This is a genomic window from Cellulomonas sp. WB94 (assembly GCF_003115775.1).
In the GTDB taxonomy this organism is placed as follows: domain Bacteria; phylum Actinomycetota; class Actinomycetes; order Actinomycetales; family Cellulomonadaceae; genus Cellulomonas_A.
On sequence record NZ_QEES01000002.1, the window covers coordinates 551,224 to 577,010 of the forward strand.

The 25,787-nt window shown below is 68.7% G+C and carries 17 protein-coding genes; 7 read left to right on the forward strand and 10 right to left on the reverse strand.

Annotated elements, in window-relative coordinates; all coding sequences use genetic code 11:
- Positions 1–4: 4 nt before the first annotated feature.
- Positions 5–1,330, reverse strand: coding sequence for an extracellular solute-binding protein (locus tag DDP54_RS03685; protein WP_109130602.1), 1,326 nt, complete (start codon positions 1,328–1,330; stop codon positions 5–7).
- 97 nt (positions 1,331–1,427) lie between these two features.
- Positions 1,428–3,413, reverse strand: coding sequence for a DUF2264 domain-containing protein (locus DDP54_RS03690; protein ID WP_242448203.1), 1,986 nt, complete (start codon positions 3,411–3,413; stop codon positions 1,428–1,430).
- 152 nt (positions 3,414–3,565) lie between these two features.
- Here DDP54_RS03690 and DDP54_RS03695 point away from each other — a divergent pair, with 152 nt between their 5' ends.
- Positions 3,566–5,554 (forward strand): heparinase II/III family protein, encoded by a 1,989-nt coding sequence (locus DDP54_RS03695; protein WP_109130604.1) that lies wholly within the window; start codon positions 3,566–3,568, stop codon positions 5,552–5,554.
- Positions 5,551–6,675, forward strand: a complete 1,125-nt coding sequence (locus tag DDP54_RS03700; protein WP_109130605.1) for a substrate-binding domain-containing protein — start codon at positions 5,551–5,553, stop codon at positions 6,673–6,675. Before DDP54_RS03695 ends, DDP54_RS03700 begins: the two co-directional genes overlap by 4 nt.
- Before the next feature lie 31 nt (positions 6,676–6,706).
- On the opposite strand, the gene DDP54_RS03705 is transcribed toward DDP54_RS03700, so the two are convergent.
- From DDP54_RS03705 to DDP54_RS03720, 4 genes are all read right to left on the reverse strand, one after another.
- Positions 6,707–7,747 carry an ABC transporter permease gene (locus DDP54_RS03705; RefSeq protein ID WP_109130606.1) on the reverse strand — a complete coding sequence of 347 codons (1,041 nt, stop codon included), beginning with the start codon at positions 7,745–7,747 and terminating at the stop codon, positions 6,707–6,709.
- Positions 7,744–8,721: an ABC transporter permease gene (locus tag DDP54_RS03710; RefSeq protein WP_197711308.1), complete on the reverse strand. Its 978-nt coding sequence runs from the start codon at positions 8,719–8,721 to the stop codon at positions 7,744–7,746. The genes DDP54_RS03705 and DDP54_RS03710 overlap by 4 nt, the downstream gene beginning before the upstream one ends.
- Positions 8,714–10,219: a sugar ABC transporter ATP-binding protein gene (locus DDP54_RS03715; RefSeq protein WP_242448204.1), complete on the reverse strand. Its 1,506-nt coding sequence runs from the start codon at positions 10,217–10,219 to the stop codon at positions 8,714–8,716. The genes DDP54_RS03710 and DDP54_RS03715 overlap by 8 nt, the downstream gene beginning before the upstream one ends.
- Before the next feature lie 141 nt (positions 10,220–10,360).
- Positions 10,361–11,431 (reverse strand): ABC transporter substrate-binding protein, encoded by a 1,071-nt coding sequence (locus tag DDP54_RS03720; protein ID WP_197711309.1) that lies wholly within the window; start codon positions 11,429–11,431, stop codon positions 10,361–10,363.
- 426 nt (positions 11,432–11,857) lie between these two features.
- Here DDP54_RS03720 and DDP54_RS03730 point away from each other — a divergent pair, with 426 nt between their 5' ends.
- Genes DDP54_RS03730 through DDP54_RS03740 form a run of 3 tightly spaced genes read left to right on the forward strand, consistent with a single transcriptional unit; the run spans position 11,858 to position 15,271 of the window.
- A complete protein-coding gene (locus DDP54_RS03730; protein WP_242448205.1) occupies positions 11,858–12,886 on the forward strand; it encodes a DeoR family transcriptional regulator in 1,029 nt (342 codons plus the stop codon).
- Between the two features lie 49 nt (positions 12,887–12,935).
- Positions 12,936–13,733, forward strand: coding sequence for a DeoR/GlpR family DNA-binding transcription regulator (locus tag DDP54_RS03735; protein WP_109132333.1), 798 nt, complete (start codon positions 12,936–12,938; stop codon positions 13,731–13,733).
- Positions 13,730–15,271, forward strand: a complete 1,542-nt coding sequence (locus DDP54_RS03740; RefSeq protein ID WP_197711310.1) for a sugar ABC transporter ATP-binding protein — start codon at positions 13,730–13,732, stop codon at positions 15,269–15,271. The genes DDP54_RS03735 and DDP54_RS03740 overlap by 4 nt, the downstream gene beginning before the upstream one ends.
- 133 nt (positions 15,272–15,404) lie before the next feature.
- Here DDP54_RS03740 and DDP54_RS03745 read toward each other — a convergent pair whose 3' ends face one another.
- Positions 15,405–19,094, reverse strand: a complete 3,690-nt coding sequence (locus tag DDP54_RS03745; RefSeq protein WP_109130608.1) for a PA14 domain-containing protein — start codon at positions 19,092–19,094, stop codon at positions 15,405–15,407.
- A gap of 251 nt (positions 19,095–19,345) precedes the next feature.
- On the opposite strand from DDP54_RS03745, the gene DDP54_RS03750 reads away from it, so the two are divergent.
- Both DDP54_RS03750 and DDP54_RS03755 read left to right on the forward strand, forming a co-directional pair.
- Positions 19,346–19,699, forward strand: a complete 354-nt coding sequence (locus DDP54_RS03750) for a hypothetical protein (protein ID WP_109130609.1) — start codon at positions 19,346–19,348, stop codon at positions 19,697–19,699.
- A 541-nt stretch (positions 19,700–20,240) separates the two neighbouring features.
- A complete protein-coding gene (locus DDP54_RS03755) occupies positions 20,241–21,365 on the forward strand; it encodes a tyrosine-type recombinase/integrase (RefSeq protein ID WP_109130610.1) in 1,125 nt (374 codons plus the stop codon).
- A gap of 167 nt (positions 21,366–21,532) precedes the next feature.
- Here the strand turns inward: DDP54_RS03755 and DDP54_RS03760 are convergent, their stop codons facing one another.
- From DDP54_RS03760 to DDP54_RS03770, 3 genes are all read right to left on the reverse strand, one after another.
- Entirely contained in the window at positions 21,533–23,644 is a 2,112-nt protein-coding gene (locus DDP54_RS03760) for a DEAD/DEAH box helicase (RefSeq protein WP_158274443.1), read from the reverse strand.
- 14 nt (positions 23,645–23,658) lie between these two features.
- Positions 23,659–24,525, reverse strand: coding sequence for a DUF1837 domain-containing protein (locus DDP54_RS03765; protein WP_109130612.1), 867 nt, complete (start codon positions 24,523–24,525; stop codon positions 23,659–23,661).
- 166 nt (positions 24,526–24,691) lie between these two features.
- Complete coding sequence (locus DDP54_RS03770) at positions 24,692–25,306, reverse strand: hypothetical protein (RefSeq protein ID WP_109130613.1); 615 nt, start codon at positions 25,304–25,306, stop codon at positions 24,692–24,694.
- Positions 25,307–25,787: the final 481 nt, after the last annotated feature.

A 25,787-nucleotide genomic window follows, 5' to 3' on the forward strand; every position in this document is an offset into this window, starting at 1 on the left:
AGGGTCACTGGTTGAGGACCTCGTTCTTCGCCCGGTCCTCGGCGGTCTTGATCGCGTCGTCGATCGACGCGCTGCCCGACATCACGGACGAGTGCAGGTCACCGAGGACGTTCTGCAGCCCGGCCGTGTACTTCGAGACGGGGTTCTCGGCCTTCGTGTCGTGCGTGCCGAACGTGAACTTGGACAGGTCGTCCGTCGGCACGCCCTTGAAGCTGAAGTACGCGGTGGTCACCGCGTCCGACACGTGCGCCGGCGTGATCCCGATCCCGGCGAGCGTCTTGGCGCCGTCCTCGGAGGCCACGAACGCCAGGAACTCCTTGGCGGCCGCGATCTTGGACTTGTCGATCGCCGGGTTGATGCCCAGGCCGGTCGGGTCGCCGAACGTCACCGGAGTGTTGTCGGTGCCCGCGGTGCTCGAGTCGATCTGCGGGACCGGGGCGATGCCCCAGTTGAAGGTGTTGGCGTCACCCTTGACCTGCTGGGCGATGAGCGTCGCGACGTACCAGCTCCCCATGATCATCATGGCCGACTTCTGGGTGCCGAACTGCGCCTGGTAGGTGAGGTTGTTCGTCGTGACCGTGCCGTAGTCGGCCTGCGCACCGGCCGCCTGGAGCGCCAGGGCACGCTCGTAGAACGGCTTGAGGTAGGAGAAGTCGCCGGAGAGCAGGTCCGCCTTGGGGGTCTGCGCCAGTGCGAGGCCCTGCACCGTGGACTGCCACGTGTGCTGGTACGTGCCCAGTGCCTCGTTCCCTGCCGTCTTCAGTCCGCTGGTGAGGTCCTCGGCCGCGGCCGCGTAGTCGTCCCAGGTCCACGACCCGTCGGGCACGGCGACCTTCGCGGCGTCGAACAGGTCCTTGTTGTAGTAGAGGTACCAGGAGTCCTGCCGGTAGGGGATGGCGTACGTCTTGCCGTCGACCTTGTAGCCCGAGAGGCCCGACACGTCGCCGCCCACCTCGGTGGCCACGTCGGACACGTCGAGCAGCTGGCCGCCGATCTGGTACGTGGCGAAGTTCTTGAGGTTCTTCTGCACGTAGATGTCGGGCGCGGAGCCTGCAGCGAGGTCAGCCGTCATCTGCGTGTCGTAGTTGGTGGCGTCGTACTCCTTGGGGACCACCGTGATGCTCGGGTTGGCGGCGTGGAAGGCGTCGGCGAGCGCCTGGAACTCCGGCGTCGTCTTCAGGCTCCAGCCGGCCAGCGAGAGGGTCACCGGGCCGGCCGCTGTCGCCGACTCGGTCGTCGACGACGTGGTCGCCGGGCTGCTGCTGCAGCTGGCGACGGCCAGCGGGACCACCACGGCGAGGCCGATGGCGGTCAGAATCGAGCGCTTCATCCTTGCTCCTTCGAGATCAAGGCCCGTCGTTGGGCCTATGTCGCTACCGGGTCACCGGGCTGGTGTCCCGTTCAGTTCTGGGTCACACAGTTCTGGGTCACAGCTCCAGACGTGTCGACGTACCGACTCCGTCCGGCCACGTCACGCTCACTGCCTCCCCGTCGCTCACGTTGCCGAGCACTGCGGTGCAGGGTCCCTGCGGCGACGACGAACGGTCGCCGCTGAGCTCGACGAGGACAGCGATCCAGGCGCCGACCAGCACCGGGAACATGAGCCACGGCACCAGAGCGGGCTCACCCAACGGGCTGGCGTCGGTGCGCCGGGTCACGCCGGCGGTCGCGTGGCCGACGACGGTGCAGAGCGACGACCAGGCACGTGGGCCGGCGACCGCGGCTCCGTCGGCTGTCGGCGCCTCCGCGACGTCCGGGCCGGCAAGCGCCCAGCCGCCCACCCGGAGCCGCAGCGAGGTCGGTTCGGACGATGTCAGCGCCTCCACCCGCACCAGGCGCAGCTCCCAGGGCCCCCGCACGAGCGACACGACCGTCAGGTTGCCGGCCGGCTCGGCCGTACCGGCATAGCCGGAGCCGTGGTGCTCCTGCTGGGCTTCCGGGGCCAGCCAGTGGGCCAGGCCCGTCGAGGCCGCCACGGCGAGGTGGCCGTCCACGTCGTCCTGCACATGCGCCGTGAGCGTGCGCATCCCCGCGCGGTGGGTCGCCCGACCCGCGTCGTCCACCAGCACGACGGACTGGTCCAGCGGCTCGCGCCAGGACTCCTCGTCGAGCAGCGGGGCGCTCGCCGTCGAGTAGCCCAGGCGCGCGTACAGCGGGGAGTCGCCCACGAGCTGGCCCTCGACCGCGTGGTCGGTGCCGTGGTTGACGACCCGGACGATGCCGTCGGACCGCGTGCCGGACACCACCCAGCCCGGGGCCCGCACCGCTCGCAACGTGTCCTCGACCTCGACGGGCAGCGGCTCCGCCGGGCTCGCCCACAGGGGGTGATCGGCGGGCAGCGCCAGACCGAGGAGGCCCTTGGCGGCCCAGTAGGGCGAGCTCGGCCCGGAGTACGCCTGGGCCAGCCTCGGCCACTGGTCGTACCAGCCGAGGGTGAGCAGGCCGCGCGCGTCCGGCGCGCCACGATCGACGAAGTGCTGCACCACCGTCGTGGCGGCGTGCCGCAGGCGGCCCGGGCTGACGGAGGGCACCTGCGCGAGCGCGCCGACCCAGAACGGCGCGGCGGCGGCGAAGCGGTAGACGAGGCTCCGACCCTGCAGGAGCGGCGACCCGTCGGCCCCGACCAGCGCCACCGCGTCCTGCAGGTACCGGTCGAGGGCCGCCACGTCCTTGTCGCGTCGGCGGCGCGCCAGGTCCTGCGCGCCGTCCATGCGGGCCCAGAGGGTCGGGTACAGGTGCAGGGCCCAGCCGACGTAGTGGTCGAACGAGCGCTCGGCGCCGTCGGCCATCCAGCCGTCGGCCCGCTCGAAGCCGTCGTGGGTGGCGAGGTCCTCCTCCATCTCACCGAGGGAGAACGGCCCCCCGACGGACCGCAGGAACGTCTGCACCACGAGCCGGAACCACACCCAGTTGATCCGCGGGTACGTGGTGTCGCCGACCGCCGGGGCCAGGTAGTCCACGACCTGCTGCTGGGTGCGTGCCGACAGCCGGTCCCACACCCAGGGGCGGGTCATGTCGAGCACGAGGGCGAGCGAGGCTGCCTCGACCTTCGCCTGCGCGTGCTCATCGAGCCGGACCCAGCGCTCCGGCGACGCGGGGTCGACGCCAGCAGCCAGGCCGCGGGCGTACCACTCGGCGAGCTCGTCCAGCCCGGCGCCGCGTTCGCCTGCCAGCCGGAACCCGGCGATGAGGAAGGTCCGGGCGAACCCCTCCAGCCCGTCCACGGCGCGCCCGTAGCCACCTTCGGGGCCGGGCGGGGTGATCAGGGCATGCTGCGGCGAGGCGAAGGGCTGCACCGATCCGAGCATGCGGTCGGCCAGAGCGACCCACCGCTCCCGCGGCCAGTCGACCGTCGCGTCCGCGGCGCGCGGTCGCCCGCCGGGCGTCAGGTTCGTCGTCTGGTTGTGGATCACGCGCCTTCTCCATCGAAGTGTCGTTCCGCACCGCCGCGTTCGGCCTCGCGGGCCAAGCGAGTTCGAAGGTAACCAACCGCAAACACGATTGTCAACCACCTTCGAACTGATACGATCAGAATCCATCACAGACGATGGGTTCAAGGGGAGACATGCAGAGCTCAGACCCGGCGGTGACTCCAGCGGCCGTCGCCACCTCGGCACGAACGGCCGACGACACCGGAGCGTCAGCTGGTCCCTTCGTCGGGCCTCTGTCCACCCTCTGGGCCGCAGCCAGGACGGCCGGCATCGGGCAGCTGCTCCTGCCCGTCGGCGAGGCGCTGCCCGTGCGGCCGGCCGCCGATCGACACACCTGGGACCCCGCCCGGGGACGCCTGGACGACGCCACCCTGGTCCTCCTGAGGGCACGCGCCGACACCGACCTGGGCACCGCCTGGCCGCAGACGCGGTCCCAGGACTACTCCCGCTACTTCCGCGACGGTGACCGCGACGGCTACGAGCAGGCGGTGTTCGCCCGGCAGCGGCGCCTCAGCCGGGCCGCCGTCGTGGCGGCGCTCACGCTCGAACCGCGCTGGCTCGACGAGGTCGCCGACGGCGTCACCGTGCTGTGCGAGCAGAGCAGCTGGTGCTGGCCCGCGCACGACGACACGTTCTGGGTGCACGGAGCCGTGGTTCCGACCGTCGACGACCCGTTCGTCGACCTCGGCGCCGGTGAGGTCGTCGGCCAGCTGGCCTGGCTGGACCACCTGCTGGGCGAGCAGCTCGACGAACGTGTTCCCGGCCTGCGCGCGCGGATCCGCCGAGAGGCCGACCGACGCGTCCTCGAGCCGTTCGAGCGGCGACGCGACTGGCACTGGCTCGGCCTGGACGGGGACGTGCACAACTGGAACCCCTGGATCCACGGGAACGTCCTGGCCGCGGCCCTGCAGCTGGTGGACGACCGCGAGCGCCGGGCCCGTCTCGTCGACCTCGTCATCGAAGGTCTCGACCGGTATGTCGCCACGCTCCCCGCGGACGGCGCGACCGACGAGGGGTACGCCTACTGGTGGAACGGCGCGTGCCGCACCCTGGAGGCTCTCGACCTCCTGCACCACGCGACCGGCGGCGCGCTGGACTGCACCCCGGTACCCGCGCTGCGTGCCACCGTGGCCTTTCCCCACCGCATGCACCTGGGCGACGGCTGGTACCTGAACGTCGCCGACGGCCCCGCCCGGCCCCCGGCCGAGCAGCCCTGGCACGCGCTGCACCGCGCCGCGCGCCGCTTCGGTGACATGCAGGCGCAGGCCCATGCCGCCGCCCAGCGGCGCCCCGGCCACGCGGTGGCCCGTGAGGACGACGGCCTGGGACGACTCCTGCAGGCCCTGACGGACGACGAGTGGCGCACCGCGACCACCAGCCGCTCTCCCCTGCCTCGTGACGTGTGGCTTCCCTCGATCGAGGTGATGCTGGCGCGTCCGGAAGCGGGCACGTCACGCGGCCTGACGCTGGCCGCCAAGGGCGGCCACAACGGCGAGCACCACAACCACAACGACGTCGGATCGGTCGTCGTCGCGCTCGGCGGCGTCCCCGTGCTCGTCGACGCCGGGCGACCGACCTACACCGCCCAGACGTTCGGACCCGACCGGTACGCCATCTGGACCATGCAGAGCTCCTGGCACAACGTGCCGGAGATCCGCGGCGCCGCTCAGGGGACGGGGCGCGCGTTCCGCGCGACGGGGGCGACCCGTTTCGTCGACGACGACGGCGCGCAGCTGACGATGCGGCTCGACGAGGCCTATCCGTGCTCGGAGGTCGTCAGCTGGCAGCGCACCGCCCGACTCGACCGGAGGGCCGGTCGGGTCACGGTGACCGACGAGTGGGAGCTCGCCGACAGTCCGGACGCTCCACCGACGGTGATCCGCCTGCTCCTTGCGGGTGATGTCGAGCTCGCCGACGGTCGAGCCGTCGTCCACGCGCTGGATGATGCCGGTACGGTCGTCGTCTCATGGTCTCCGTCCGCCTCCAGCGCCGCGATCGACGTGCGCAGGCTGGACGACCCATGGTTGACAGGGGTATGGGGTGATCGGCTCACCCGGCTGACCATCGACGTCGGCCGGGCACCGGCCGGCAGGCTCGACGTGATCGTGGAGGAGTACCGATGAGCGTGCCCGATGCACGGAGCCCGCTGGCGATCGCACGCCGCTCCCAGATTCTCGATGCGCTGCAGCGTGAGGGCACGGTGCGCGTCTCAGAGCTGACCGACCAGCTCGGCGTCACGGTGAACACGATCCGCCGGGACATCGCCCAGCTCGCCGCCGAGGGGCTGGTCCACCGGGTGCACGGTGGGGCCACGGCCGTCTCGGCCAGCGACGAGGCCGACGGCGATGCGGCGCCCCGACGACGGGGGGCCTCGACGGCCGTCCGGACCGTCGGGATGCTCGTGCCGTCGCTGGACTACTACTGGCCGGACGTCGTGCGGGGCGCCGAGGAGGCCGCCAGCGAGGACAACCTGCGGGTGGCGCTGCGCGGCTCCTCCTACGAGACCGAGGACGACCGCCCGCAGCTCGAGTGGCTCGTGGACCAGCTGCGCGTGGACGGCCTGGCGGTGGCGCCACGCATGGACAACTCCACGGCCCGGGCGACGGTGGAGTGGCTCGCCACGCTCGACATCCCGGTGGTGCTGGTCGAGCGGACCGCGAACGTGGGTCCGCACCACGAGGTGATGGAGTCGGTCGTCTCCGACCACGTGCTCGGTTCGGCGATGGCTGTCCGGCACCTGGCCGCGCTGGGCCACCGCTGCGTGGGTCTCGTGACCAGCGCGCAGAGCCCGACGAGCCCCAAGGTGCGCCAGGGCTGGCTCGAGGGCATCGCCGACTGCGGCCTTGCCGGCTCGGCCCAGACCATCGACGCCAACGTCCCGAGCCCCGGGTCGGCCGAGTGCGACGCCGCCCTCGACGCAATCCTGGACGACTGCCTGCGCACCGGCACCACGGCCCTCGTGGTGCACGCCGACTCCGAGGCGATGGCACTCGTCCAGCACTGCGAGGCCCGCGGGATCCGCGTACCGCACGACCTGTCGGTCGTCGCCTACGACGATGCCCTGGCCGGGCTCTTCAGCCCCGCCCTGACCGCGGTGCGACCCCCGCGCCGGTCCGTCGGGCGCGCGGCGATCGATCTCGTCGCGGCGCGGCTCGCCGATCCCCGACGGCCCGCGCACCGCGTGGTCATCAGCCCGTCGCTCCGGGTCCGGGACTCCACGGCGCCGCCGCCCACCCTGAGCTGACGGGCCGCCGAGACCGCGCCGACCGCGGGGCTCACTCCCCGCGGCGGTAGTGGACCAGTCGCTGCAGCACGACGACGCTCACCAGGAAGGCGCCGCTGACGACGTTGTTCCAGGTCGAGTCGAGCTGCAGCTCGCGGATCACCGCGTTGATCGTGCCCAGCAGGAGGACACCGCCTGCGGTGCCGATCAGCGAGCCTGCGCCTCCCACGAGCAGGGTCCCGCCGATGACGACGGCCGCGATCGCCTGCAGCTCGTATCCCGTCGCGATGATGGGGCTCGCCGACACCAGCTGCGCGGCCTGCAACATCCCGGCGAGACCGGCCAGCGACGCCGAGACGACGTAGAGGCTCACCTTGGTGCGCCGGACCTTCAGGCCCATCAGCACCGCCGCGTCCTCGCCGCCTCCGATCGCGAAGGTCGTGAGCCCGAACCGCGTGCGCTCCAGGACGACGTGGAAGACCAGGTACAGGGCGATGGCGATGAACACCGGCAGCCCGAACGTCAGGAAGGTCCCCGTCCCGAGCTGGGCGAACGCAGAGCCGCTCTCGACCGTGTACGTCTTCGAGCCGGCGGAGGTGAGCTGGTAGACGAGCCCACGGACGCCGAACAGCGAGGCGAGCGTGACGATGAAGGGCGCCATCCTCGCGAAGCCGACGAGCATGCCGTTGAGCAGCCCGACGGCGCCGCACACCACGAGCGTGGCGAGCACCGCCGCCACCGGCCCGACCTGGTTGTTCGTGTAGACGCCGACCACGCCCCCGAGCGCGAACACCGAGCCCACGGACAGGTCGATGCCGCCGGTGATGATCACCAGGGTCATGCCGATGGCGACGATCCCGATGTAGGAGATCCCCAGGACCGTGTTGCGCAGGTTGTCAGCGCTGTGGAAGCTCGGCCAGATGACGGAGCCGACGACCAGCAGGACGGCGAGCGCGCCGAACGCCGCCACACCGTTGCGCCGCAGCAGGACCGTGAGGCGCGCGACCAGTCCGTCCGCCGGAGCACCGGCAGGCGATGGCGCGTCGACGGTGGCCACCTGGCCGTCGGGGAGGTGCTCCGTTGCAGACGTCATGCGCGTGCCTTCGTTCGCTGGATGTAGACGGCCCCGACGATGACGACTGCTGTGACCATCTGGGAGACGGCGTCCGTCGCGGAGTGGAAGATCAGCGTGCTGCGCAAGAGCTGCATGAGGATCGCGGCAGCCACCGTCCCCATGACGCGCACCCGGCCACCGGTCAGCGGCGTGCCGCCCACGACGACCGCGGTGATGGCGAACAGCTCGTAGTTGAGCCCGCTGGAGAGCGCGTTCGCGGAGGTGATCGAGGCCGTGTCCATGACCCCGGCCCACGCCGCGAAGAGGCCGCTGAGGATGTAGACGCCGATGAGCGTGCGCCGGACAGGGACCCCGGACAGGTAGGACGCCCGGGCGTTGTCCCCGACGGCCAGCAGCTGTCGACCGAAGCTGGTGCGCCGGACGATGAACACAGCGAGGGCCACCACGACGGCCGCCGCGATGATCGAGCCCTTGACGCCCAGGACGCTGCCCGACGACACCCCCAGGATCGTCGAGTCGCGGATGCTGGGGTTCTTGCCGGAGAGCATCAGCTGAGCCAGGCTGCGGCCTGCGAAGAGGAAGGCCAGCGTGGCGACGATCGGCTGGATGCCGACGTACCCGACGAGGAACCCGTTCATGAGGCCCACCAGGGCGCCGACTCCCAGCGCGACGGCGATGGCCGCGATCCCGGTCAACCCGCTGACCTGCACCAGGATCGCGCCGGACAGGGCCATCACCGCTCCGACCGACAGGTCGATGCCCGCTGTCCCGATCACCAGCGCCATCCCGAGCGCCACGACGATCACCCGGGTCACCAGGACCAGCTGGACGTTGAGGTTCTCCGGCGTCACGAACCGCGGGGTGAAGATCACGTTGTAGACGATGATGAGGACGAGCGCGGCATAGACGCCGTTGTCCCGGGTCCAGCGCAGGGCCGAGGCCCGGTCGATGTGCGAGGCGCGGTCCACGACCGTCGCGACGGCGCTAGCCACGGCTGGAGTCCAGGTCCGGCTCGGGGACGCCTGCGATGGCATCCACCAGATCGTGCTCGGTGATGTCCTCGCCGTCGAGGACCGCGACGACGCGGCCGTCCTTCAGCACGACGATCCGGTCGGATCCGTCCACCAGCTCCTCCGTCTCCGACGAGATGAGCAGCACCGCGAGCCCTTCGCGTGCCAGCTCGTCGATGGTCCCCCGCACATCGAACTTCGCGCCGACATCGATGCCGCGCGTCGGCTCGTCCAGGACGAGCACCTTGGGGTTCAGGCACAGCCAGCGTGCCAGCATGACCTTCTGCTGGTTGCCGCCCGACAACGTCCGGACCTTCTGGCCGGGCCCCGTCGAGCGGATGTGCAGCCGCGTGCTGAACCGCTCGACGATCTCGTCGACGCGCTTGTCCGAGACGATCCCGGCGCGCGAGAGGCGGGGCAGGGCGGCGATCGCGATGTTGTCGCGGATCGAGAGGTTCGGCAGGATCCCCTCGAGCTTGCGGTCCTCGGGCAGCAGCGCGACGCCGGCCTCGATCGACGCGGCCGGCGAGTTCGCGCGGACCGGCTTGCCGTCGACGACGACGGTGCCGGACGAGATCTCGTGCGCGCCCAGGACCGCCATGCCGGTCTCGCTGCGGCCGGCTCCGAGCAGCCCGCCCAGCCCGACCACCTCGCCGCGGTGCACCGTGAGCGAGATGTCGTCCAGACGGTTGCGCGAGCTGACCGAGCGCAGCTCGAGAACCGGCTCGGCATCGACGACGGCGCCCCCGTCGCTCGAGCGCGCGCGATGGACGGAGGGTGCCAGCTCACGGCCGAGCATCGTCGAGACGAGGGCGCGGCGGGACAGGTCAGCCATGGGGCCGGTGTGCACGCGCCTGCCGTCACGGAGCACCGTCACGGTGTCGCAGATCCGGTACAGCTCGTCGAGGCGGTGGCTCACGTACAGGATCGCGACGCCGCGCTCCTTGAGCTGGTTCACGATGCCGAAGAGCGTGTCGACCTCGCGCGACTCGAGCGAGGACGTGGGCTCGTCCATGATCACCACGTTCGCGTCGAGCGCGACTGCCCGTGCGACGGAGATCATCTGCTGGGTCCCGAGCCCCAGGGCTGACAGCGGCACGTCGACGTCGGCCCGGATCCGGAACTCCTCGAGCAGCGCGCGGGCGTCCCGGCGCATCCTCGCGAAGTCCACCAGCCCGAGCCGGGTCCGTGGCTCGCGACCGAGGTACAGGTTGCGCGCCGCGCTCTGCATCGGGACCAGGTCGAGCTCCTGGTAGATCGTGCTGATGCCGGCGTCCTGGGCCGCACCCGGGTCGGCGAAGGTCACCTGCTTGCCCTGGTGCCACAGCTCGCCGCGGTCCAGCGGGTAGACGCCCGTGAGGATCTTGATGAGCGTCGACTTCCCTGCGCCGTTCTCTCCGACGAGGGCATGGACCTCGCCGCGGCCCAGCGCGAGGCTCACATCGACGAGCGCCCTGACGCCCGGGAACTCCTTGCTCACGCCGCGTGCTTCGAGGGCTGTTGCGGGATCAGCCCTGGTGGGCTCCGGCATCACTGTCTCCGTCGGTTGAGGGCTTGGTCGGGCCGGGCGCTACGCCCGCAGCCAGACGGGCTGCGGGCGTAGCAGCGAGAGCCGTTCGGGTCAGTACGCCTTGCCGAGGTTCGCGGTGGCGTTCTCCGGCGTGTACTCGTTGTCCTCGATGATGATCTTCGCCGGGACCGCCGTGTCGCTGCCGAAGTCCGCGAGCGCCTTGAAGGCGAGCGGGCCGAAGCGCGGGTTGGACTCGACGACGCCGTTGAAGTTGCCGTCCACGAGCAGCTGCACCGCGTCGTGCGTGCCGTCGATCGAGACGATCTTGATGTCCTTGCCGGGAGCCTTGCCCGCCGCGACGATCGCGGTCTCCGCCCCGATGCCCATCTCGTCGTTCTCGGCGTAGACCGCGGTGATGTCCGGGTGCGCCTGCAGCAGCGACGCCGTCACGGTCTGGCCGTCGGTCCGCGCGAAGTTGGCGGTCTGCTGAGCGACGATCTCGAGGCCGGCCGCAGTCTTCAGCTCGTCGACGAAACCGCTGGTCCGGTCGGTCGTCACGCTGTTGCCCGACGAGCCGAGGAGGATCGCGACCTTGCCCTGGCCACCGGTCGCCTTGATGAGCGCGTCAGCGGCGCGCTTGCCCTGGGAGACGAAGTCCGACCCGATGAAGGTCAGGTAGTCGGTGCAGGGCTTGGAGCTGACGAGACGGTCGATCGTGACGACCGGGATGCCCTTGGCCCGCGCGGCGTCGAAGGCCGGCTGCAGGCCGTCGGAGTTCAGCGGCGCCACGATGAGCATCTGGACGCCCTGGTTGATCATTCCCTGGATGTCCGTGACCTGCCTGGCGATCTCGCTGTTGGCGTTGGTCTTGACGAGGGTGGCGCCCTGGGCCTTGGCCTCGTCGACGATCGACTGGGTCTCGGCGATGCGGAACGCGGCGGTCTCCGGCTCGGACTGCGAGAAGCCGACGGTCGCGCCCTTGAGGTCGAAGGTCTTGTACTTCTGACCGGTTGCGGTGCAGCCGTCGCCGGTGGCGGCCGCGGCCGCCACTGTCGGGTTGACGTCCGCCGCGGCCGGCGACGAGGCAGCGGGGGTGCTGCTGCCGGAGCACCCGCTGGCGAGCATGCCGAGTCCCACGGCGAGGGCGGTCACGCCGAGCCGGCGCGAGGTGATGTACGTCATGTGCTGTGTGCTCCTAGGGGAAGGCAACGGGAATCGTCGGACGAGCACCTGCAGGAGCCCCCCGGGCGAAAGCCGTCCGTCGGGGAACCCGACGCCCCGGGGCCGCATCGTTGCGGCGCCGCCCTGGAACGTGTGTGATCGATATTGACCGAATCTCGATCGCACGTCAACCGTTCTCGAAACCGTGATCAAGATGTGACCGGAAACGATCAGTCCGTTGGTCGTGTGCGACGGGAGCGATCCTGCCACGGGCGAGCCGCTGGGGGTGTGCGCACCTCACGCTCGCCAGCGGCAGCCGGGCCTCATGAGGCGAAAGACACAGGCTGATCCCAGGTCCGGCGAGCCGCGACACGATACGATCAGAAACGAAGGCACACGAACGACACGATGCAGTCAGATCGATCCAGGGGGTCGGGGGGTCCGGAGATGTTCGGCGCGGAACGTCGCCAGCTGATCCTGGATCTGCTGCGCGCCAAAGGGGCTGCGTCGATCCGGGACCTGGCGCAGGCCGCAGACGTGTCCGAGGTCACCGTTCGCCGTGACGTCACCACCCTCGAGAACCGTGGCCTGCTGGAACGCAGCCACGGTGGGGCGATGCTGCCCGGCCGCGAGGCGGGCGAGACGCTCGTCCTCGGAGCGGCTGCGCCGCACAGCCGCACCACGATGTTCGGCGCGGAGCGCCGCCACCTCATCCACGAGTTCGTCCGCGCCCACAAGGTCGTCACGCTGCACGAGCTCGTCGAGGCCGTCAACGCCTCCGAGGTCACGGTGCGCCGAGACCTGGCCACGCTCGAGAAGCGAGGTCTGATCACCCGGTCGCACGGCGGGGCGCACGCACCCGACGCCCTGGTCTACGCGCCGTGGACCGACGAGTCCACGACGTCGGACACCACGGACGCCAAGTCGGCGATCGCCGCGCTCGCGGCGACCCTCGTCGGCGACGGTGAGGCGATCATGCTGGGCGCCGGCACCACGGTGCACGAGCTCGCGCGACGGCTCGCGCCGACCTCGCCCCTGACGGTCCTGACGAACTCGATGCTCGTGGCACGAGCGCTGGCCCGGACGCCCCACGTCGAGCTGGTCATGACGCGCGGCTCGCTCGACAACACGACCCACGCCCTTGTCGGCAGCGCCGCGGAGGCGTGGATGTCGGGGCACCGCGCCAGCAAGGCCTTCATCTCCGGCGGTGGCGTGACCACCGACCGCGGGCTGTCGAACGGGAACCTCGCACTCTCGGCCGTCGACCGCGCCATCGTCGGGAGCGCCCGCGACGTCGTCGTGCTGGCCGACCACAGCAAGCTCGGGGTGGAGACCACGTACCCGGTGGCGCCGACCGGCCGGATCAACCACCTGGTGACCGATGAGGGTCCGGACTCGAGCGTGGTCGAGGCCCTGCGGGCGCGCGGTGTCGCCGTCCACGTCGCCCGACGCACACCGGAAGCCGTCCCCGCCTGACCGGACCGGATCCGGGCGCTGGTCGGCCCGGTCCGGTAGCGTGACGGCCGTGCTGGCGACCGAACGACGGCGCAGGATTCTCGAGCAGGTGCGTGCCCACGGTGATGTGAGCCTCCGTGAGCTCGCGCAGTCCGTCCTCGCCTCCGAGGTGACGGTGCGTCGTGACCTGCGGGCGCTCGAGGAACAAGGACTGCTCGACCGACGACGCGGCGGAGCGGTGACTCTGCCTGCCGCCGACCAGGCGACCGGTGGTGAACGTCCGGAGCAGGCGGCTGAGAAGTCGGCCATCGCACGGCTGGCCGCAACCCTCGTGGCCGAGGGCGACGTCGTGGCCCTCGGGGCCGGGACGACGACGCAGCATCTCGCGGCTGCCCTGGTCGGCGTCCGGGCCCTCACTGTCGTCACGAACTCCCTGCTTGTCGGCGAGGCGCTCAGCCAGTCCACCGACGCCACCGTGCTGATCACGGGCGGGGCCCTGCGCGGCTCGACCTACGGCCTCGTCGGACGCGGCGCGGAGGAGACCTTCGCCGACCTGCGCGTCCGGCGCGCCTTTCTGTCGGGGGACGGTGTCTCGAGCACGTGGGGGCTCTCGACGACGAGCTCGGACCAGGCCGGCGTCGACCGCATGATCACCGAGTCCGCCCAGGAGCTCGTCGTCCTGGCGGACCACACCAAGCTCGGCCACGAGTCGGCGTTCCAGACGGTGCCCCCGGACCGCATCACACACCTCGTGACCGACGAGCTCGCCGACCCCGCGCTCCTGGCCGCCTTCGTCGCGGCCGGTCTCCAGGTCCACGTCGCCCCCCTCGAGGGCGACGCGCTCGCCCGCTCCGAAGGGCCCCGGTGAGCTCGGCGGAGCGGCTCGCCGACGCGGCACCGATCCTCGAGGCGCTCGGGATCGGCAAGTCGTTCGGCACGGTGCCCGTCCTCGCCGACGTGACGCTGTCGGTCCGGCCGGGCGAGGTCCACGCCCTTGTCGGGGAGAACGGGGCGGGCAAGTCGACCCTGATCAAGATCCTCACCGGCGTCTACCGGCAGGACTCCGGCGAGGTCCTCATCAGGGGACGTCGGACGAGCTTCCGAGGGCCGGGAGCGGCACAGGCAGCCGGCATCGCGACGATCTACCAGGAGTTCAACCTCGTGCCGACGCAGAGCGCGGCACGCAACCTCTACCTCGGCCGCGAGCCGCGCACCCACCTCGGGCTCATCGACCTGAAGGAGATGCACCGCGGGGCGCGGGCGGCGCTGGCGGCCTACGGGATCGACGCCGACGTCGAGGCGCCGCTCGGCAGGCTCGGCAGGGTGACGCAGCAGATGATCGCCGTCGCACGCGCCGCCGCGTCCGACGCCAGCGTCGTCATCATGGACGAGCCGACGGCGTCGCTCGAGGCGCGCGAGGTGGAGACGCTGTTCGGCGTCATCGAGCAGCTCCGTGCTGCGGGGGTCGCGATCGTCTACGTGAGCCACCGGCTGGACGAGCTCTACCGGCTCTGCGACTCGGTGAGCGTCCTGCGCGACGGCCACGTCGTCCACTCCGGGCCGCTGGCCGAGCTGCCCGGTCCTCAGCTCGTCGCCGCCATGCTCGGGCGCGAGCTCCTCCCCCAGACACGTCGGCACGCCGCCTCCGACAACAGCACGGACCTCTCCGAGGAGGCGCCCGTGCTCAGCATCGAGAAGATCTCGCGCCACGGCGTTCTCCGGGACGTGTCCCTCGCGGTGCGCCCAGGGGAGGTCGTCGGTCTCGGCGGCCTGCTCGGTGCCGGACGCAGCGAGACCGGCAAGGCGGTGCTGGGCGCGCAACGGCTGGACTCGGGACAGGTCGTCGTCGACGGTGAGGCGATCACCCCCGGCTCTCCGTCCGCCTCCATCGCAGCGGGGGTCGCCCTCCTCCCTGAGGACCGCATCCTCGAGGGGATCCTGCCCAACCTGTCGATCCGCGACAACATCGTGCTCGGCGCCCTCCCGCGCCTGTCCCGGCACGGCTTCCTCTCGGCCGGGCGGATCGACGCCCTCGTCGGCGACCTCATGAAGCACCTGAACATCCAGGCCTCGTCGCCCGACCAGAAGGCCGGGACCCTGTCGGGGGGCAACCAGCAGAAGGTCATGCTCGCGCGGCTGCTGTGCCTGAGCCCCAAGGTGCTGATCCTCGACGAGCCGACCCGGGGCATCGACGTGGGCGCGAAGATCGAGGTCCGCATCGCCATCGACAAGCTCGCCGCCGGGGGCCTGGCCGTCCTCCTGATCTCGTCGGAGACCGAGGAGCTGGTCGAGGGGTCGGACCGGATCGTCGTCCTCAAGGACGGCCACGTGATCGACCTGCTCGGCGGCGACCGGCTGACCGAGGACGAGCTGATCCGCTCGATCGCCGGCGAGTCCCGCGCCTGAGAGCGCGGCGCAGCCTGCCCTGACGGATGGCATGCCCGACCGCGCCGAGGAGCGGCACACCCCGGGTTCCGAGGTGTGCCGCTGCTGACCGACCGGTCGCTGACCGCGACCGATCGGTCAGGTGGTCAGCCCGTCAGGCCGTCGCGGCGAGCTGGGCGATCTCCGTGTCGCTCAGCACCCGGTCGAAGACCTTGACGTCATCGATCGCGCCATTCCAGAAGTCGCCGTCCTGGCCGGCCCACTTGGCCCGGCCGATGGACAACGAACCCGTGCTGACCCCGTCGACCCCTCCGACCGTCGTCCCTGCCGGCTGGCCATCGACGTAGAGCTTCACCTCGTCGGTGGCCTGGTTGCGGACGCCCACCAGGTGGTACCACCGGCCCAGCTCCGGGGTGATCGCGAGGCGTGCCCGGACCTCGCCCGGCAGGCTGAACGCGAAGCCACCCTGGCCGTACTGCAGGTAGAACGGGTTGGCCTGCGCCCGCCCGTCCTGGCTGAGGGCGGTGGCGTAGTTGCCCGGCAGGGCGTCGAGCCGCACCCACGCGGCCACCGTGTAGTCCTTCGTGGTGTCGATCACGGGGGCCTCGGTCTCCGCGAACCCGTCGACACCGTTGAAGTCCAGCGCCGTCCCGTGCACGCCGCTGACCCACGTGGAGCCGCCCGACGTCGTCAGGGTGCTGGTCCCGCACCCGTCGGCGCCCGTGGTGCCGGTGCCCTCGTCGAGCGCCCAGCAGCCCTGACCGGGGTAGGTGACGGGCTGACCTGCGCTGGCACCAGCGGCGATGACCTTCTTGTTGATCGCCACGACCTGCGCCGCGTCGACCTTCAGCGCCTTGCGGTCATAGGTCCACATGCCGTTGATCTCGTGCTCCAGGTCGGTGACCTGGGTGTACACCGAGCCCGACAGCTCGTGGGCGGCCTGCCAGAGGTAGAACGTCTCCGTGTTCTCCACGTAGCGCCGCGTCAGCAGGGCCTTGCTCTCGACGCCGCTGTAGATGGCCAGCGGGGTCCCCGGGTACATGTGTCCGGGGGTCCTGAGCGTGAAGCCACCGTGCTCGCCGTCCATGGCGGCGCGGGTCGCGTCCGGCAGCGCCGGGTCGGTGTTGTTGTAGTCGTGGTGGTCGATGATGTCCCCGGCGCCGGAGTCACCCTTGGAGTTGCAGCAGTTGACGCCGCTGTGGGCGTTGATCACCCGGGACGGGTCGTAGGCCATGACGTCCTTGACGATGTTGCCCGTCGCGGTGCGGTCCCACTCGCCCCAGCCCTCGTTGAACACCACGTAGCCGATGACCGACGGGTGGTTGTGGAGCTGGTCCATCATCTCCTTGCCCTGGGCGACGAAGTCCTGCTTCGCCTGGTCGGTCTGCCAGTTGCCGGAGACGAAGTCCTGCCACACGAGCATCCCGATCTCGTCGGCGTGCTGGTACCAGCGGGCCGGTTCGACCTTGATGTGCTTGCGGACCGCGTTGAAGCCGAGGTCCTTCTGGGCCTGCAGGTCCCAGCGCAGGGCCGCGTCGGTCGGAGCGGTGTACAGCCCGTCGGGCCAGAAGCCCTGGTCCAGCATGGCGAGCGAGAAGATCGGCTTCCCGTTCAGGACGAGCTTCTGGTAGTCGCCGACCTGCTCGACGGCGATGGAGCGCATCGCGAAGTAGCTGTCGACGGTGTCCTTGACCTTCCCGTCCTTGAGGACGACCTGCAGCTTGTACAGGTACGGGTCGTCAGGCGTCCACAGGTGCTGCTTCTTGACGGGAACGGCGAGAGGCGTGTTGACCGGCCCCTCGATGGCGCCCGCGTTGTTGCCGAGGGCGTCGTACGCGTGGATGACCACCGTGGCCCCCGCGCGCGCCGTCGACGAGTGGGCGGTCACCGTGAGCGTGCCCGTCGTGATGTCAGGCGTGAGGACCAGGTCGTCGATGGCCCGGTCGGGGACCGGCTCCATCCAGACCGTCTGCCAGATGCCCGAGGACGGCGTGTAGACGATGCCGCCCGGGTTGGTGCTCTGCTTGCCGATGCCCTGGTTGTCGCCGGTGGTGTCCGTGACCGCCACGACGATCTCCTGCGGGCCCGACGCGGTGAGGGCGTCGGTGATGTCCGCTGAGAAGGCCGTGTAGCCACCGCGGTGCGAGGCGACCTGGGTGCCGTTCACGTAGACGGTCGCGTCGTAGTCGACGGCCCCGAAGTTGAGCTTGAGCCGCTGACCGGTGCCGATCTTCCAGCCTGCCGGGACGGTCACGAGCCTGCGGTAGAACATGTGGTCCTCGTGGCGCTCGAGGCCCGAGAGCTGGGACTCGACGGGGTACGGCACGATGATCTTCTCGGCGAGCGTCGTCCCGAACGGCGGCTGCTGGCCGGCGGTCGCACCGGCGAACTCCCACGGACCGTTGAGGTTGAGCCACTGGGTGCGCACCTGCTGCGGGCGCGGGTACTCGGGCAGCGGGTGGTTCGGGTCGACGTCGTCGGCCCACTGCGTCTGCATGCGCAGCGTCGAGGCGTTCGTGGCGTTGCGCGTGATGCTCGGGACGAGGGCGCCACCGACCGCGAGGCCACCGGTGCCGTCGTACGAGAAGCGGACACGCTGGTTCGCGTAGACCTCGTCCTGCAGCGTGATGACGACGATCGAGGCGTCGGCGGGGTCGAGCGCGACGGACGCGACCGGGTACGGCGTCGTGTCGACGGAGACCGCCAGGTGCGCAGCGGACGTCGCCAGGTCGGTGACCGGCTGGTCGAAGTCGGCGCGGAGCTGACGACCCGCGGTGTCGAGCGTCAGGTCGACCGGGTAGATCTCGAAGCCGGGCGGCGGGGTGAAGGCCGACGTCGGCACGATGGACTTGTCGATGCCCGGGCCGGACCAGCGCAGGAAGAGGTTCGCGCCGCCGATGTCCTGGAAGAGCTCCATGCGGAAGACGTGCTGGACGCCTGCCTCGAGGTGGACGACGGCCGAGGTCTGCTCCTTGTCCCAGTCCCCGACCCAGTGGTCGATGACCGGCTTGTCGTCGATCCACAGCCGGAAGCCGTTGTCGCCGATCGCGTAGAACGTGAAGTCCCCCGTGGCCGGAGCCTGGATCAGACCGGTCCAGCGGGCGGTCGTGTTCTCCGTCTGGTTCGTGTAGTCGCGGAAGACCGGCACGAGGTCAGCGAAGTCGATGTTGGGCTCGAGCGTCGCCAGCCCCAGCTGGGCGAAGTCGTGCCGGCCCGCAGCCGAAGAGCGGTAGTACTCCCCGCGCAGACCGTCCGTCGTGGACGTCGGGGTCGTGACGGTGAACGCGGACTGCGGCACCAGCTGCTTGTCGATCCCGGGGCCCGACCAGCGCAGGTACATGTTCGCGCCGCCGAAGTCCTGGAAGTACTCGAGGCGGAAGTCGTGCTTCTCCCCCGCGACGAGCGGCAGCGCCACGGAGTGCTGCTCGTTGTCCCAGTCCGCGACCCAGTGGTCGATGACCAGGGCTCCGTCGACCCAGAGGCGGAAGCCGTTGTCGCCCATGGCGTAGAACGTGAAGTCGCCCGTGGCCGGGGCCTCGATCTGCCCGGTCCAGCGAGCGCTCGTCCACTCCTGCTTGCCCACGCGCGCCTGGAAGAGCGGGCGCAGGTCGGTGAAGTTCACCTGTGCCGACAGCTCGGTGCCTCCCGAGGTGCCGAAGTCGTGGGCGCCGTTGGTGGTCTGCGAGAAGTACTCGCCGACCAGCCCGTGGGCCGCCGGGCTCGCCTGGACCGCCGGAGCCGGCGGCTCGGCTGCCGTTGCTGCACCACCCCCCGGCGACAGGCCTATCAAGGCAAGGGCTACCGCGAGGGCGAACGCGCGTGGCCGGGCCGAGCTCTTCGGCATCAGGACTCCCTGGTTGATCGACTCTGATCGGAACTGACCGAAGTTGTATTAAGACATGATCGACCCGTGATCGTCTAGAGGGCGAGGCGAGCGGGCGGCTGACGCACTCGGTCGCCGGAAGGACCCGACGCCGACAACCGGGCGCGCAAGCCGCCGACGTCGTGCTCCATGTGCGAGAGTCCGTAGCGCACGCTCCCGGCATTCACCTGCGGCACGGAGGACGAGATGGTCGTGACCTCGGCGGACCAGCGATGACGGACCGTGCGGTCGCCGCACCGGCGGCCGTCGTATGGGGTCAGCCCGGACGCTCCCGCCACGCCGTCCGCCGCGCCTGGCAGTACCTGCTCGCCGGCTGGGGCATCACCGCGCTGATCGCAGCCGCAGCGCTGGCCACGAGCCGCGACGAGGCGTTCATCGGGCTACTGGTCCTGCCCGTCCCGCACGGGGTGGCGCTGTGGTGGGCATGGCGAGCATGGCGGACGGCGGACCGGGGCCGACGGACCGAACCGGTGCTGGCGGCCCTGTGCGCGCTCCTGCATCTTCTGGCCAGCGGGGGACTCATCGGCGCCATGCTCGTCGTCTCGGCCGGCCTGTCAGCTACCTGACCGCGAGGAGCAGGCGATGGAGGTGCGCGACCGATGAGCCGATCGACCGGGTGGCGCTGCGGCCGTGTCACGCCTCGCGCCGGGCTCGCGGGCGCGCATCGGTGCGACGCACGGAAGGGTCTGGCTGACCGTCGTCGCGACGTGGCGGCGAGCGCCGAAGGTTCGACGCCGGTGACTGCCTTGCTCGCCCACGCGGCGTAGATGTCGTCCACCGCCGCCTGCGATCCCGGCACCATGCCCGACTTCGAACGTACGTGGCGTTCCTGGCGCGATCTCGGAAGGTCGACGTAGAACGCCGCGGTTCGAAAGCGACCATTTTCGCCAAGGGGGAAATCGGGGAGCGGATTGAACCTACGACCTCTGGGTTATGAGTGGAATTCGGGTTGCGTTCCGCAGCCCTCCTGCTAGCCTGGATGCGGACGTCAGGGCAGGTCAGGTGGCACTTTCGATCCATCGATGTTCGCCGATGTCCAGGCAGATTCGTCGACGTCTGCCCACATTCTGCCCACATTTCTCCATTGTTTCAGGAGGTGGATCAGCGATGGCCTGGGTGACCAAGCGCCGGGCATCCGACGGATCCCTGCACTACCAGGGTAGGTACCGCGACCCGTTCGGCGCCAAGCGCACGGTCGGCACGTTCCCATCGCACCGTCAGGCCCTCAAGGCCGCGAACCGCGCCGAGGGCACCGTCCTCGACGGCACCTGGCTGGACCCCCGCGCCGGCACCGTCACCTTCCAGCAGTACGCCGAGGAGGTCTGGCTGCCGTCGCGGCACCTCGAGGTCTCCACGCGCGCCGGGTACCGGTCCTACCTGCGCATCCACTTCGTGCCGTTCTTCGGGCACATGCCGCTGGCCCGCATCATGCCCTCGACGGTTCAGGCGTGGGTCTCCTATGCCGTCAGCAAGGGACTGTCGCCGCGGTCGGTCTTGAAGTACCACGTGATGCTGCACTCCGTCTTCGCCCGAGCGGTGCGCGACCGGATCCTGGCGTTCAACCCGTGCGAGGCCACCGAGCTGCCGAAGGTCATCGCGAAGAAGTACCGCACCCTTACGCCCGACGAGTTCGACCGCCTCCTCGCCGCGATGCCCGACCGGTTCAAGGCGATGGTGCTCACCGACATCGAGACCGGGCTGCGCTGGGGCGAGCTCGTGGCGCTGCGACCGCGGCACATCGACTTCCTCCGGCGCACGGTGACCGTCGAGGAGACCATCGTCGAGATCTCCCGCAAGGACTCCCCCACCGGCGAACGCATGCTGTTCAAGCCGTACCCGAAGGACGACGAGCCTCGGACCTTGCGGATCTCGCAGGATCTCCTCGACACCCTCGCGGCTCGGATCGCCGCACTCGGCCTCAGCCGCGACGACCTGCTGTTCCCCTCACGCGACATCGCCGGCGGCACTCCCCTGTCCCGCGCCACCTTCAACACTCGCTACTGGCACCCCGCCGTCAACGAGGCAGGTATCGACTTCCCGCTCCGCATGCACGACCTCCGACACGCCCACGCATCGTGGCTGCTGGCCGGCGGCGCCGATCTCGTGGCGGTCATGGAGCGCATGGGGCACTCGCAGATCATGACGACGCAGAAGTACCTGCACACGCTGCCGGACGCGGACGACAAGGCGCTGGCGGCGTTCGAGTCCGTACGCGGGAGAGTGCGCCAGTGACCGTTCACAACAGCAAATTTGCATCGCTAAACCACGCCCATGCGCGAGACCACATCAACGCGTCGTGACCGCGGACACTTGCGCCTCGCAGGCTTTGTCTCGAAACGCAAAGCCGACGCGTAGCAACTACGCTTCGTGACTGAAAGCCGTGCCGCAGTCGTTGGAATCTACGAGTGGGCGAACGGGTGGGATGGTCCCGCGTGACCCACGACCACATCCTTGAGAATCCACTGCTCCACCATGCTCAACTGCGAAACAAAGCTAGCATCCGAGGCTAATCGCATTAGCGAATCGAGCAACTCCGCAACTCCGTCACCTCGCAGACCCATAGCGGACAGCTTCGCACCCAAGGGAGTGGGGACGCCATACTCTTCAAGATCCACAATTCCATTTGGGAGATAGAGAGACTCTATCTGACGCAATGCAAACTCGTAGTTCGACCCACGCTCGCCAAGACTACCCGCCACTTCGTTCTGAATGCTCTGCATACCCCTGAGCATTGAGGGGATGGTAAAGCCCATCCAGTTGCGTTGGAACTTCAGAACCTCCCGAATGACGTCGCTTCGATCCATGCCGGGACGGGCATATCTCGATTGTTGATCAACCATGGAACCGAAGTTCCATCCATTTACTCTTGCGTTCTGAAGCTGGCCCCACATCATGTCGAAATTGATGCCACGACGCTGCCGGCCCTCGAGGAGGGTATCGAACGCCAACTTCAGCGTCTGACGAAACTCAGCGGAGTCAGGGATACCGCTCCAGCCCAGTCGAGCGATCAGATCGCGTGATTCCCTCAATTCCTCGGCCGCCTGGATCTGCAAGTCTGGGTCAAGGCCGCGATTCTTGCGAATAGTCGCCACACTAAGCGAGGTCTGCTCAAAGACGTGGTGAGCCCTCTCCAGGGCGTCGTCGTCGAGCTCGTAGGGCTGAAGCTGAATCAGTGTGGCGAGCGAAGCCATTCGTGACTGAGACTCGATCGGAATGTCAACGACAGTCTCCACGGCCGCGGGAGGCGTCGTGTACGTCACCACGTGCCCGACAAAGTGCCGGAACATCCTACCCGCGCGACCCCTGATGTTGCTGAACGTGAAGAAGTCAAGGAGCTGGCCGTCGATCTTCTTTTCGAAGACTACGACATTGCGTGCGGCCGTATTGACGCCCTCAATGAGTGTCGAAGTGCAGACAAGGTGTGCGATGTGCCCTTCGTTGAACAAGCGAACCATGATTCTTTGTATGCTCCGCGGCAGCGGGCCCGTATGTACACCGACGCCGCGAGCGAGCGCTACTGGAACATTCCACGCGTCGTCATAGTTGGACGAGATCCAGTCGGCCACCAGCGCAGCCAAGCCATCGCCGGGCAGCGGACCGCTTATGTCGCCAATGGCCAATGCCAGATGCTCTGCCTTCTCAGGTGAACCCGTGAAGAAGAGAGTCGAGCCAGGTAGACCACCGTCGTCGACGAGCCCGAGAAGGTCATCGAGTTGATCTGGCACTGCTGAGCGATCGTCAACGTCGACCGCAACCGTTCGGAAATCGGTAGTAACCAATTGTGTCCGGAGATCCTCGCCAATAGCCTCATCGAGGCTGTCTACATTGGGTCCAATTAGATAGTACTGCGCCCCCGTCGCACGGAGCCGCTTCCAGGCGATATTCAGAAGCGACCGACGCTGACCGAAAGGCTCGCTAGAGCCTAACTTGTAGAACTCATCGATCACGAAGAAGTCTACATCAGGCAACTGGTCGAACTCAAGGAAACGTTCCTGCGTCAGAACGAATACATTTCGATCGCCGAGCGACTGACTCGCGTGAGTGATGATTGTGTAGTTGCCTCGAAAGCGCGCGAGTCTCCGTCGTGTCTCGTCGATGAGAGCAATGGTTGGAACGATCAGCACAATCTGCGACCAATGGTTACTTGCGACCAACGCATCCAGAATCGCCGACTTGCCGAACGAGGTCGGCGCTGAGAGTATAAGGCTCTCGCCGTCCATGAGGCGAGAGAATACGTGCTGCTGCATCGCGTGAAATGTGAATCCCTCTTCCGCAAGACTCTCCGGGGAGTGGAACTCGAGCGCGAGCGCTTCGGATGTACCCTCTCTTGAACTCGCGGACATGTACGGGAACAACCCATAGTGCGCGCAGAGGGAGTCGACGACTGGCAACTCGGGCCCGGAGGAACCATACGAGTCGAGAAATCGAATGAGACGGTCGCGACCAGCGGCCCGCCCATCCTCGGCGCGGGATAGAGCAGCAATCGCCTTCAATTCCGCAAAGACCTCCACGACCATACCCTCCTCTAGAGCGCCTGATACGCGTCGAGCTTCTGATGCATCAGTGTGAGAAAATCGTCCTTGCTCCTAAGAGGGACCAGAATGAGTTGAATGGCAATCTTCATGCGACTGGCGATCTTGTCGGTGTCAAAGCGATCCCAGATCGCGCGAGCTTCCTCCTCGAGTTCTGCGACGTACTCTGGACATATCTGATTCCAGGCGTTGACCGCGCCGCTGTCATACGTCACGAGCACGGGCATAACGAGGCTCTCCGATATCTCGTCCAGACTCCTCGCGTCGTCAAGCATTTGATGCACCGCTTCCGAATGCGGCCACGACCGATCAAGCTTGTTTGTGATTGCTACGAACTCGCGCCTGAGGAACTTGCTCGCGAGATGATCGTTCAGCGAAGCTATCGCCTCTGAGATCGCCGACGAGGGGTCCTTGTAGAACTTCGCCTCGCCAAGCCATATCTCGATCGTCTCCGACGCTTCGACAATGTGCACAGAGTCAAACCCTTTGACCGTGTCATTGTCACTATCCTTGTAGTAGATCTTGCTTACCGCCGGCTGTGCACCGAAGAAGTCGATGAGCGCCGCGTGGAGGATAAGCTCGCCGAACTCGCCACGACGTCGATACTTGTCCGTCGAGTACACCATCTGAGCAGCGCGTTTGAGCGACCGGGCGGCGTTCTCGCCATCGATGCTGTTGTACTCGGTGTAGCTCAGCGCGAAGGACGCAAGGTGACGCTGGAAGAGGTCGTCGACGAGTGCAGGAGCCCTCCACGCCGACTGTTCGTAGCCAGCGCAGAGGACTGTCAGCGAGGGATCCAGTCCAAGATCCTGGACACGGACTCTGAGAACACTCTGCATTGCGGCCCCCGTGTTCGGCATTGTCGAGGTGATGCTCGCAGCCTGCGCCAGGAATTCTTGGGTCTCCGAGCGCGTGTCGCCGAGAATTCTGAAGTCGGCCGCTTGGAACCTCGATGGCGGTCTGCCCGTGCACGACCGCCGCGGGCGATCGCCGACATGGCGTCCAGCTAGCCTCAGGCAGCGAGGGTCAGCATCCGTAGATGGTCGGGGACACCGGTCCCAGGCCGTCTATGTCAGCCGCGTCTGCGCCCAGGTCCTTCCTCATCGCTGCCAGAAGCTCCGTGGCAGCCTGAGATCTGCGCTGCCCTTCCTCGTCCACATCCGAACTCTCACGCAGCGCATCGAGAGCGGCACGGTCGTACCGAACGTTCACGGCCTGCATGGAGCCGAAGTACTCAATCGCTCTCGTCAGTTCCACGAAGAGGCTCGCCGCGGTGACGACATCCGCAGGTGCGAACAGACGCATCTCCGCGAGCGCTTCCGCACAGCGGGTTAGGCCTTCTGCAATGGCCATCGGCCCGTCGTACTGTGCGACTTCCTCGGTGTCGATAGGACGTGAACCGTCAGTCCCGTACCGCAGATAGTGCCATCGAGCGCGCTGGTGCTCTGCACAGTCGTCAGCGCCTGCGAGGAATCGGAGGTACACATCCCTGCGCAGTTCCAACCATCTCTCCCCGACGCGGACCTCGCGCGACTCGACGGCGCGCTCGCGTTCTCCCCGGCGCTGCCACACTTGGGTGAAGACCGTGCCGCTGAGCCCAGCGCCGATCCCGGCAAGAGCAACCCACGAACTGCCATCCATGCGTTGAACCTAGCGAAGCAGGTGCCAGTGCGTGTGGACCCCAGCGGTGGCCTACCTGTGGCTGCAGGTGCGGAAGACTGCAAGCGAGAAAGTCGCGAGCGGTCTTTGGTGTGCTGCCTGACCTTGAACCGCCAGTGACTCGGCCGTCCCGGGGCACGGGTTCGGTCGACTCGGCTGGCGGTGCCGTGGCTCGTGCCTGGCATCAAGAGTCGCCTCGGGACGTTGGGGCGCATGCGTCATTCGGACTGCGTGCAAGAGGAGTCCGCCGCCCGTCATTGGTCTGTCATCGGTTGCCAAGCGTCGATCGACGGACGGGCACCTGCCGCACGCCGAGGGCTCTCGTCGCCGTCTGACCGCCGGCACCCGCGCTCCGATGCAAGTCGGCACTTCAGCTCTCGCTCCGCTCGCTGAACGGCAGCGACAGCCCGAGGGGCCGTGCACCATGGAGGTCCACCTGAAGACCGGGCCGACGCCTACACCG